Origin of the sequence: Pseudomonas sp. PS01298 (genome assembly GCF_029959745.1) — a bacterium.
Lineage (GTDB): Bacteria > Pseudomonadota > Gammaproteobacteria > Pseudomonadales > Pseudomonadaceae > Aquipseudomonas > Aquipseudomonas aylmerensis.
In genome coordinates this window covers 38,770-50,516 of the sequence record NZ_JASCPP010000043.1, presented here as the reverse complement: position 1 = coordinate 50,516, position 11,747 = coordinate 38,770, and the positions used below count along the sequence as shown (strand labels likewise).

At 62.9% G+C, this 11,747-nt stretch carries 8 protein-coding genes; all 8 read left to right on the top strand.

Translation table 11 applies throughout. The features are described from left to right. Positions 1 to 198 precede the first annotated feature (198 nt). Positions 199 to 2,028, top strand: coding sequence for an extracellular solute-binding protein (locus QMX97_RS16620; protein ID WP_213550705.1), 1,830 nt, complete (start codon positions 199 to 201; stop codon positions 2,026 to 2,028). Beyond that, positions 2,025 to 3,863, top strand: coding sequence for an extracellular solute-binding protein (locus QMX97_RS16615; RefSeq protein ID WP_201144154.1), 1,839 nt, complete (start codon positions 2,025 to 2,027; stop codon positions 3,861 to 3,863). Before QMX97_RS16620 ends, QMX97_RS16615 begins: the two co-directional genes overlap by 4 nt. Then, complete coding sequence (locus tag QMX97_RS16610) at positions 3,864 to 4,937, top strand: microcin C ABC transporter permease YejB (RefSeq protein WP_065906392.1); 1,074 nt, start codon at positions 3,864 to 3,866, stop codon at positions 4,935 to 4,937. A 1-nt stretch (position 4,938) separates the two neighbouring features. After that, a complete protein-coding gene (locus QMX97_RS16605) occupies positions 4,939 to 5,958 on the top strand; it encodes an ABC transporter permease (protein ID WP_065906391.1) in 1,020 nt (339 codons plus the stop codon). Position 5,959: 1 nt separating this feature from the next. Beyond that, on the top strand, positions 5,960 to 7,561 hold the full coding sequence (locus QMX97_RS16600) for an ABC transporter ATP-binding protein (protein ID WP_065906389.1): 1,602 nt from the start codon (positions 5,960 to 5,962) through the stop codon (positions 7,559 to 7,561). 123 nt (positions 7,562 to 7,684) lie between these two features. After that, positions 7,685 to 8,206 carry a sigma-70 family RNA polymerase sigma factor gene (locus QMX97_RS16595; protein WP_213550707.1) on the top strand — a complete coding sequence of 174 codons (522 nt, stop codon included), beginning with the start codon at positions 7,685 to 7,687 and terminating at the stop codon, positions 8,204 to 8,206. Further along, positions 8,203 to 9,153, top strand: a complete 951-nt coding sequence (locus QMX97_RS16590) for a FecR domain-containing protein (RefSeq protein WP_282397279.1) — start codon at positions 8,203 to 8,205, stop codon at positions 9,151 to 9,153. Before QMX97_RS16595 ends, QMX97_RS16590 begins: the two co-directional genes overlap by 4 nt. A 99-nt stretch (positions 9,154 to 9,252) precedes the next feature. Continuing rightward, complete coding sequence (locus QMX97_RS16585; RefSeq protein ID WP_282397278.1) at positions 9,253 to 11,715, top strand: TonB-dependent siderophore receptor; 2,463 nt, start codon at positions 9,253 to 9,255, stop codon at positions 11,713 to 11,715. Positions 11,716 to 11,747: the final 32 nt, after the last annotated feature.

Genomic DNA, 11,747 nt, shown 5'->3' with positions numbered 1-11,747 from the left:
CCTGCGATGCAGACACCTCGGTGTATCGGTGATACCGAGCCGATGCTATCGCAGGCAAGCCAGCTCCCACATTTGTCCGTCATACCGCTCAAGACCTCGCCGGCCCTCAGTCAGCCCCCGCAACAGCCTTTTTCCAACCGGAACAAGCTGTTACTGTACCGATCATAAAGCCCAAGCTGCCTGGATCGGATTCCTGACTTGAAGCGTCCCCTCCTTTTACTAATAAGTCTGGCCTTGAGCTTTGGTGCGAACGCGACGATTACCGAGAGCCACGGTTACACGCAGTTCGGCACGCTCAAGTACCCGGCCAAATTCACCCACTTCGATTGGGTAAACCCTGCAGCGCCGAAAGGCGGGACCTTGCGGGTCATGGCATTTGGCACGTTCGATACGCTCAACCCCTACACCTTCAAGGGCTCCAGCCCGGTTTCCACGCCCAATTTCCTCCAGTACGGCGTCAATGAGCTGAACGAGCCGTTGATGGTCGGCACTGGCCAGTACGCGCCGTCCGGCGATGAACCCACTTCCAGCTACGGGCTGATTGCCCAGTCGGTGGAGTACAGCGAGGACCGCAGCTGGGTGGTGTTCAACCTGCGCCCGGAAGCACGCTTTCACGATGGCAAGCCGATCACCGCGTATGACGTGGCGTTTTCCTATCGCACCCTGCTGACCGAAGGCCACCCCCAGTACCGCACCAACCTGCAGGAAGTGGCGCGGGTCGATATCCTCAACCGGCACCGCATCCGATTTGTGTTCAAGCGCGCCGGCAATCCGCTGCTGATCCTGCGCCTGGGCGAGTTGCCGGTGCTGCCCCAGCACTACTGGAAGAATCGCGACTTCAAGGCCACCACCTTCGAACCCCCTTTGGGCAGTGGGCCGTACCGTATCAGCAAGGTCACCCCAGGGCGGCAGTTGGTGTTCGAGCGGGTCAAGGACTACTGGGGCAAGGACCTGCCGGTCAACCAGGGTTTTTATAACTACGACAAGGTCGAAGTGGAGTTCTACCGCGACAGCGACGTGGCCTTCGAAGCATTCAAGGCCGGTGAGTTCGATATCTATATCGAGCACCAGGCCAAGAACTGGGCGAATGGCTACAACTTCCCGGCGGTTAACCGGGGCGACGTGATCAAGGCACAGATCGCCCACCAGATCCCGACCCAGAGCCAGGGCCTGTTCATGAACACGCGCCGGCCGACCTTCAGCCAGACCAAGGTGCGCGAAGCCCTGGGCATGATGTTCGACTTCGAGTGGACCAACCGCACGCTGTTCAGCGGCGCCTATAAACGTACCCTCAGCTATTACCCCAACAGTGAATTCGCCGCCACCGGGGTGCCCACCGGCCATGAATGGCTGATGCTCTCGCCCTACCGCGACCAGTTGCCGCCCAACCTGTTCACGCAGGCCTTCAGCCTGCCCCAGACCGACGGACGCGGTATCCCCCGCGAAACCATGCGCCGCGCCCTCGCCCTGCTCGGCGAAGCAGGCTGGAAGCTGTCGGGGCAACGCCTGCTCGACAAGGACGGGCAACCGCTGCGCTTCGAGATCCTGCTGGTCAACCCGAACCTGGAGCGCATCCTGCAGCCGTACGTCGAGAACCTGATCAGCATCGGCATCGACGCGCGCCTGCGCACGGTTGACCGCGCGCAGTACAAGCAGCGCCTGGACCAGTTCGACTTCGACATGATCCTGATCACCCTCAACCAGACCTTGAGCCCCGGCCTCGAACAATGGCAGTACTTCCACTCCAGCCAGGCCGCCATCAAGGGCAGCAAGAACTACGCAGGCATCAACAACCCCATCGTCGATCACCTGCTGGAACAACTGCTGGCGGCCAAGACCCGCGAAGAACAACTGGCGGCCGGTCGCGCCCTGGACCGGGTGCTGCTGTGGCAGCACTACAGTATTCCCAACTGGTACCTCAACTATCATCGCTTGGCGTACCGCAACCGGTTCGCCTTTGTCACCACGCCGCCCTATAGCCTGGGCCTGAGCGCGTGGTGGCTGAAAGCTTCGGAGAAAGCCCAATGATGTATTTGCGTACTGCCCTGCTTGGCGGCCTGTTGCTGTGCACCGCGGCCCAGGCCGCCCCGCAACATGCGTTGACGCTCTACAACGAACCGCCGAAATACCCCGCCGACTTCAAGCACTTCGACTACGTCAACCCGGACGCGCCCAAGGGCGGCACCTTCCGCGAGTCGAGCATGGGCGGCTTCGACAGCCTCAACCCGTACATCAGCAAGGGCGTGCCCGCCGACAACCTGGGGTTGATCTACGATACCCTGGCCATGCAGAGCCTGGACGAACCGATCACGGAGTACGGGCTGGTCGCCGGCAAGATCGAAAAGGCCCCGGACAACAGTTGGGTGCGCTTCTACCTGCGCCCCGAAGCGCGCTTCCACGACGGTCACCCGATCCGTGCCGAAGACGTGGTGTTCACCTTCCAGACCCTGCTCAAGGAAGGCTCGCCGATCTACCGCACCTACTATGCCGACGTCGACGAAGTGGTCGCCGAGGATCCACTGCGCGTGCTGTTCAAGTTCAAGCGCACCAACAATCGTGAATTGCCGCTGATCCTCGGGCAACTGCCGGTATTGCCCAAGCACTGGTGGGCCACGCGCGAGTTTGCCAAGGGCAACCTGGAAGTGCCGCTGGGCAGCGGGCCGTACCAGGTCGCCGAGGTCAAGGCCGGGCGCATGATCCGCTACGAGCGGGTCAAGGACTACTGGGCCAAGGACCTGCCGATCACTAAAGGTTTCTACAATTTCGATAACCGCATCACCGACTACTACCGCGACAGCACCGTCTCCCTGGAAGCGTTGAAGGCCGGGCAGTTCGATTACTGGCTGGAGTTCAGTGCCAAGAACTGGGCCAACGCCTACAACATTCCGGCAGTAGCCCAGGGCCGGCTGATCAAGGAAGAAATCCCCAACGGCAACCCCACCGGCATGCAGGGCTTTGTGTTCAATACGCGCAAGCCGATGTTCCAGGATGTGCGCGTGCGCAAGGCGATCAGCCTGTTGCTGGACTTCGAATGGAGCAACAAACAGCTGTTCAACGGCGCCTACACCCGTACCCGCAGTTATTTCGAAAACTCCGAAATGGCCGCCACCGGCCTGCCCGGACCGGATGAGCTGAAGATCCTCGAGCCGCTGCGCGACAAGATCCCCGCCGAGGTCTTCACCCAGGCCTTCGAACCGGCCAAAACCGACGGCAGCGGCATGATCCGCACCCAGCAGCGCGAGGCCTATCAACTGCTGCAGGAAGCCGGCTGGCGCATCGTCGACGACAAGATGGTCGACACCACCGGCAAACCGGTGACCATCGAGTTCCTGCTCGCCCAGACCGAGTTCGAACGCATCCTGCTGCCATTCAAGCGCAACCTCGCCGACCTGGGCATCGACCTGGTGATCCGCCGGGTCGACGTCTCGCAGTTCGTCAACCGTATTCGCTCGCGGGACTTCGACATGCTGGTCGGCAGTTTCCCGCAGTCCACCTCACCGGGTAACGAGCAGCGCGAATTCTGGTCGTCGTCCAGCGCCGACAAGCCCGGCAGCCGCAACTACATGGGGCTCAAGGACCCGGCCGTCGACCAACTGGTGGAAGAGCTGATCGACGCCGACTCGCGCCAAAGCCTGGTGGCCCATGCCAAGGCCCTGGACCGTGTGCTGCAGTTCGGTTACTACGTGATCCCCAACTGGCACATCAAGACCTACCGCGTGGCGTACTGGGACCACCTCGGCCACCCGAAGGTCTCTCCGCGCTATGACGTCGGCACAGCCACCTGGTGGGCCAAGCCCGATGCCAAGCCGGCGGTAACCGTGGACACCACCCAGACCGCCGATCCGGCGAGCGGAGGCGATTGAATGCTGGCCTATATTATTCGCCGCCTGTTACTGATCATCCCCACGCTGTTCGGCATCCTGCTGATCAACTTTGTCATCATCCAGGCCGCGCCCGGTGGGCCGGTCGAGCAGATGATCGCCAAGCTCGAAGGCTTTGAAGGCGCCACCAGCCGCATCGCCGGCGGCGGTGCCGAAGTCGCGGTGGCCGGCTCCAGCTACCGTGGCGCCCAGGGCCTGGACCCGGCGCTGATCAAGGAAATCGAGAAGATGTACGGCTTCGACAAGTCGGCGCCGGAACGCCTGTGGATCATGGTCAAGAACTACGCCACGCTGGATTTCGGCGACAGCTTCTTCCGCGACGCCAAGGTCATCGACCTGATCAAGGAAAAGATGCCGGTGTCCATTTCCCTCGGGCTGTGGAGCACGCTGATCATGTACCTGGTGTCGATCCCGCTGGGGATCGCCAAGGCCACGCGACACGGCAGCCATTTTGATGTGTGGACCAGCTCGGCGATCATCGTCGGCTACGCGATCCCGGCGTTCCTGTTTGCGATCCTGTTGATCGTGGTGTTTGCCGGCGGCAGTTATTTCGACTGGTTCCCGTTGCGCGGACTGACGTCCAACAACTTCGATGAGCTGAGCTGGGGCGGCAAGATTCTCGACTACTTCTGGCACCTGGCGCTGCCGATTACCGCGCTGGTGATCGGTAACTTCGCCACCATGACCCTGCTGACCAAGAACAGCTTTCTTGACGAGATCAACAAGCAGTACGTGGTCACCGCCAAGGCCAAGGGGTTGACCAACCGCCGCGTGCTCTACGGCCACGTGTTCCGCAATGCAATGTTGCTGGTGATCGCGGGCTTCCCCTCGGCGTTCATCGGCATCTTCTTCACCGGCTCCTTGCTGGTCGAAGTGATCTTCTCCCTCGACGGCCTCGGCCTGATGAGCTTTGAAGCGGCCATCAACCGCGACTACCCGGTGGTGTTCGGCACGCTGTTCATCTTCACCCTGCTGGGGCTGATCGTGAAACTGATCGGCGACCTCACCTACACCCTGGTCGATCCACGCATCGACTTCGCCAGCCGGGAGCATTGAGATGAATCTATCCCCCCTCAATCGCCGCCGGTTCGAGCGGTTCAAGGCCAACAAGCGTGGCTGGTGGTCGCTGTGGCTGTTCCTGATCCTGTTTGTGCTGAGCCTGGGCGCGGAGTTGATCGCCAACGACAAGCCGCTGGCCGTGCACTTCGATGGCGACTGGTATTTCCCGGCGCTCAAGCGCTACCCGGAGACCACCTTCGGCGGCGAATTCCCGCTGGAAGCCAACTACAAGAGCCCGTATATCCAGGAATTGCTCAAGGCCAAGGATGCCTGGACCTTGTGGGCGCCCATCCCGTTCAGCTACCAGAGCATCAACTACGACCTCAAAGTACCGGCCCCGGCGCCACCGTCCGCGGTGAACCTGCTGGGTACCGATGACCAGGGCCGTGACGTGCTCGCGCGGGTGATCTATGGCTTTCGTGTGTCGGTACTGTTCGCGCTGACGCTGACCGTGCTCAGCTCGATCATCGGCGTGATCGCCGGCGCCCTGCAGGGCTTCTATGGCGGCTGGGTCGACCTGGCCGGGCAGCGCTTCCTGGAAATCTGGTCCGGGTTGCCGGTGCTGTACCTGCTGATCATCCTCGCCAGCTTCGTGCAGCCCAACTTCTGGTGGCTGCTGGGGATCATGCTGCTGTTCTCCTGGATGAGCCTGGTGGACGTGGTGCGCGCCGAGTTCCTGCGCGGGCGCAACCTGGAATACGTACGCGCGGCCCGGGCACTGGGCATGCAGAACGGCGCGATCATGTTCCGCCACATCCTGCCCAATGCCATGGTCTCGACCATGACCTTCATGCCGTTCATTCTCACCGGCGCCATCGGCACCCTCACCGCCCTGGACTTCCTCGGCTTCGGCTTGCCGGCAGGCTCGCCGTCGCTGGGTGAACTGGTGGCCCAGGGCAAATCCAACCTGCAGGCGCCGTGGCTGGGCATGAGCGCGTTTGCCGTGCTGGCGATCATGTTGAGTCTGCTGGTGTTTATCGGCGAGTCCGCTCGCGATGCCTTCGACCCGAGGAAATGAGATGAATCAGGACAATCTGATCGAAATCCGCGACCTCTCTGTCGAGTTCGTCACCGGCGAGCATCACCACCGTGTGGTGAACAACGTCAGCTTCGACATCAAGCGCGGCGAAACCCTGGCGCTGGTCGGCGAAAGCGGCTCCGGCAAATCGGTGACCGCCCACTCGATCCTGCGCCTGCTGCCCTACCCGTTGGCTCGGCATCCGTCGGGCACCATCGAGTACGCCGGGCAAGACCTGTTGACGCTCAAGGAAAAAACCCTGCGGCACATTCGCGGCAACCGCATTGCGATGATCTTCCAGGAGCCGATGACCTCGCTGAACCCGCTGCACAACATCGAGAAGCAGATCAACGAGGTACTCGGCCTGCACAAAGGCCTCACCGGCAAGGTCGCGACCCAGCGCACCCTGGAACTGCTGGAACTGGTCGGCATCCCCGAGCCGCACAAGCGCCTCAAGGCCCTGCCCCATGAGTTGTCTGGCGGCCAGCGCCAGCGGGTGATGATCGCCATGGCACTGGCCAACGAGCCGGAGTTGTTGATCGCCGACGAGCCGACCACCGCCCTCGACGTCACCGTGCAGTTGAAGATCCTGGAGTTGCTCAAGGAGCTGCAGGCACGCCTGGGCATGGCCTTGCTGCTGATCAGCCACGACCTCAACCTGGTGCGGCGCATCGCCCATCGGGTGTGCGTGATGCAACAGGGCTGCATCGTTGAACAGGCCGATTGCGAGACGCTGTTCCAGGCGCCGCAGCACCCCTACACCCAGGAACTGCTGGCAGCCGAGCCCAGCGGCGGGCCGGCCGGCAACGCTATCGGTCCGCCGCTGCTGGAGGTCGATGACCTCAAGGTGTGGTTCCCGATCAAGAAAGGCTTTTTGCGCACCACCGTCGATTACGTCAAGGCGGTGGACGGCATCAACTTCAGCCTGCCGCAGGGGCAGACGCTGGGCATCGTCGGTGAAAGCGGCTCGGGTAAATCCACCCTGGGCCTGGCCATCTTGCGCTTGATCGCCAGCAAGGGCGGGATCCGCTTTGAAGGCCAGCAACTGGACACGCTCAGCCAGCAACAGGTACGCCCGTTGCGCCGCGAAATGCAGGTGGTGTTCCAGGACCCGTTCGGCAGCCTCAGCCCACGCATGTGCGTGAGCGAGATCGTCGGCGAAGGCCTGCGCATCCACAAGATGGGCACACCGGCCGAGCAGGAAGCGGCGATCATCGCTGCGCTCAAAGAGGTCGGCCTCGACCCGGCGTCGCGCAATCGCTACCCCCATGAGTTCTCCGGGGGCCAGCGTCAACGCATCGCCATCGCCCGCGCCCTGGTGCTCAAGCCACGCCTGATCCTGCTCGACGAACCCACCTCGGCGCTGGACCGCACCGTACAGCGCCAGGTGGTGGAATTGCTGCGCAGCCTGCAGGCCAAGTACAACCTGACCTACCTGTTTATCAGCCATGACCTGGCAGTGGTGAAGGCGCTGAGCCACCAGTTGATGGTGGTCAAGCAGGGGCAGGTGGTGGAACAAGGCGACGCCCAGGCGATTTTCGCCGACCCGCAGCACGCCTACACCCGGCAGTTGCTGGAGGCTGCCTTCCTGGTACCGGCCTGACGCACTGCACTCCCAGGTGGGAGCCCGCTCCCACCTGGAAGCAAACCAATATCATTTGCGCACCTTCCCGCCCTTTGCTTTAATCGCGACCAATTCTTATTTACGCCAATTCTTTTGCGCTGGATGGATATTGTGTCGACCTCTTTCACCCACCTCTACGGTTCCCACCACAGCTGGTTGCTTGGCCTGTTGCGCCGACGCCTGAACGACCGCTGGGATGCCGCTGACCTGGCTCACGACACCTTTATCCGCATCCTCAGCCGGCCCCTCGCCGAGACCGATCATGTGCGCCAGCGTTCTTACCTGGCCACCATTGCCCGCGGGTTGTGCATCGACCATTGGCGTCGTCGCCAGCTGGAGAAAGCCTGGCTCGACAGCCTGGCGTTGTGCCCGGAGGCGACGCAGCCATCGCCGGAACAGCGCGCCATCATCGTCGAGACCCTCTACGAAGTGGATGCCATGCTCGCCCGCCTGCCGAAAAAGGTCAGCCAAGCCTTCCTGCTCGCGCAACTGCATGGCCTGCCCTACAAACAGATCGCGCAACAGTTGGGCGTGTGCGAGCGCATGGTCAAGAAGTACATGGCCCAGGCCTTGCTGCATTGCGCGATCCTCGAAGCCGAGCTCGACGGGATGCTGGTGCAATGAGCCGCACCGGCAAACTCAGCCACGCGAGCCTCGAACAGGCCGCACAGTGGTACGTGCGCCTGCAGGACCCGAACAGCGCCCAGGAGCAGCAACGCTGGCAATCCTGGTTGATGCAGAACCCCGAGCACCTGGCGGCCTGGCACTATGTGGAACGCGTCAGCCAGCGCTTCGCACCGTTGATGGAGCATTCCCAGGGCGCCGGCCGTGCACTGCGCAGTTCACGGCGCCAGACCCTCAAGACCTTGCTGGTGCTGTGCGCCGGTTCGACGCTGGCCTGGGGCACCTGGCGCAACACCGCCCTGCCCCGGCTGGTGGGCGGCTGGAGCGCCGACTACGCCACTGCCAGCGGCGAAACCCGCGACGCCTTGCTGGCTGATGGCAGCCATGTATGGCTTAACGCCCTGAGCGCGCTGGATGTGCGCTTCGATTCAACGCAACGCTTGCTGCGCCTGCGCTTTGGCGAAGTGCTGATCGATACGGCCAAGGACGCCAGCCGCCCATTCCTGGTGGACACCGAACACGGCCGACTGCAGGCGCTGGGCACCCGCTTCAGCGTGCTGCAGGGCGACGAGCATACCCAGCTCAACGTGTTCGAAGGCCGGGTGCAGGTCAGCACCCTCAACCAGCAGGTGCGCATCATCGAGGCAGGCCAGCAGGTCCGGTTCGCCCGCAACGGTTTCGACCCCACCGCCCCGGCCTCTCCCGCCCGAGAGGCCTGGAGCCGTGGCGTGCTGCTGGCCGACAACCTGGCGCTGGGCGAGCTGGTCGCCGAGCTCAACCGTTATCGTCCCGGCCACCTGGGTTGCGACCCGGCCGTGGCGCAGTTGCCGGTAATGGGTTCATTCCCGCTCAAGGACAGCGACCACGCCCTGCGCCTGCTGCAAGCCGCGTTGCCGATTCGCGTCGACCGGTTGCTGCCGTGGTGGGTCACCGTCAGCCCCCAGTAAAAAAATCTTCAACCGCCAGTGCCCTTTTTCAAAACTCGTTCGGTTAACCCTGCAGACGCTTTCAATTCGCCGATCGATTTGATCCAAAGGGAAACATTCATGCCGCAACCTGCTCGCTTCGCGCTGCGCCCACTGGCGTTGGCCACCTCGCTGTTTTGCCTCGGCGCACCGACGCTGCACGCCGCCGAAACGCCATCGACCCAGGAAGCCGCGCGCAGCTACCGTATTGCCGCCGGCACCCTGGTCAATGTGCTGAACAGCTTCGCCGAGCAGTCGGGTATTTTCATCGCCGGGCACAACAGCCTCGCCGCAGGTAAAACCAGCCCAGGCCTGAATGGCAACTACACCGCGGCCAGCGGCTTGCAGCGCCTGTTGCAGGGCAGCGGCCTGCAAGCCCTGCCCCAAGGCAACAACGGCTACGTACTCGAACCGATCCCGGCCAACACCGGCGCCCTGGAGCTGGGTGCTACCACCATTTCCGGCCAGGACCTGGGCGCCACCACCGAAGACACCCACGCCTACACCACAGGCTCCATGGCGTCGGCCACCGGCCTGCCGCTGTCGATGCGCGAAACCCCGCAGTCGGTCACCGTGATCACCCGCCAGCAGATGGACGACCAAGGCTCCAACAGCATCGCCGACACCCTGCGCCGCGCCCCGGGCGTCAGTGTGCAGAACTACGACAGCGAGCGCTGGGAGTTCTCCAGCCGGGGCTTGCCGATCACCAACTTCCAGTACGACGGCGTCAACTCCACCTATGACGGCGTGTACGACTACGGCACCACCAGTACCGACATGGCGGTGTACGACCACCTGGAAATCATCAAGGGTTCGGCGGGCCTGTTGAGCGGCTCCGGCGACCCCTCGGCCACGGTCAACCTGATCCGCAAAAAACCCACCCGCGACTTCAAGGCGTCGGTCACCCAGACCTTCGGCTCCTGGGACAACTACCGCACCGAAGGCGATATCTCCGGCCCCCTGACCGAGTCCGGCAATGTGCGCGGGCGCTTTGTCGGCGTGTACCAGGATCGCCAGTCGTACCTGGACCACTACCAGAACACCAAGGACATCGCCTACGGCATCCTCGAAGCGGATCTCACCCCCGACACCCTGCTGACCTTCGGTATCGACCAGCAGGACACCCGCTCGCGCGGCGCCAGCTGGACCGGTTTCCCGATGTATTTCAGCGACGGCTCGCGCACAAACTTCTCGCGATCGTTCAACCCGGCCGCCGACTGGAGCCGTCGCGACTTCCAGAACCAGACGATCTTCGCCTCGGTGCAGCAGAAGCTCGCCAATGACTGGTCGCTCAAAGTCAGCCTCGACCGCAAGCGCAGCCAGCACGACACCCTGCTCGCCTCCGCGAGTGGCGGCAATCCCGATCCGGTCAGCGGCGAGGGCATGTACATGTTCATGGGCAAGTACAAGGGCGACCAGGTGCAGAACACCCTGGACGTCAACCTCAGCGGGCCGTTCAGCCTGTTCGGCCGCGAGCACGAATTGATCATGGGCTTCATGGCCACCCGCTCGAAACAGGACGTGCCGGTATACGGTTCGATCTACCCACCGGTGGGCGGCAGCATCTTTGACTGGCACGGCGAATACCCCAAGCCCGACATCCCACGCAGCGGCCAGAACGATATCGTGCAACGCCAGACCGGCGCCTACCTCGCCACTCGCCTGAAACCGACCGATGACCTGGCGGTGATCCTCGGCGCGCGCGTGAGCAATTTCAGCGGTACCGACACCACCGACTTCTTTGACCCCGCCCAGGCCGACAACCGCGCCACCTACCACCAGAGTGGCGTGGTCACGCCCTATGCCGGGGTCGTCTATGACCTGAACGACACCTGGTCGGTCTACACCAGCTATACCCAGATCTATCGCCCGCAAACCAGCAAGGATGCCGACCGCAAGCTGCTCGACCCGGTCGAAGGCCAGACCTATGAAGCGGGGCTCAAGGCAGCGTTCTACGGCGGCCGCCTGAATGCCAGCTTCGCCGCGTTCCGCATCGAACAGGACAACGTGGCCGAGTACGTCTCGGGCTTCGAGAGCGACTCGATCTACCGCCCCATCGCCGGCGCCACCACCAAAGGCTTCGAAGCCGAGCTGTCGGGCGAAGTGCTCGACGGCTGGAATATCTCCGCCGGCTACACCTACCAGCACACCCGCGATGCCAATGACGGCTACGTCTACAGCTCGGTGCTGCAGACCACCACGCCGCAACAAGTCGTACGGCTGTTCAGCGCCTATCGCCTGCCGGGCGCCCTGGACAACATCACCGTGGGCGGCGGTGTGAACTGGCAGAGTGAGTTCTTCGGCAAGGTGTTCCAGCCGGACCCGAATGACACGGTCAACTTCGGCCACGATTCGCGCATCACCCAGGACAGCTACTACCTGGTCGACCTGATGGCACGCTATCGCTTCAACGACCACCTGAGCACCACGCTGAACGTGAAGAACCTCTTCGACAAGAAGTACTACACGGGCCTGGGCAACTTCGGCACCGGCTTCTACGGCGAACCGCGCAGCCTGCAGCTGGCGACCAAGTGGGATTTCTAGGCTGACGCCCCGGGCGGTCTGTGCAATCATCC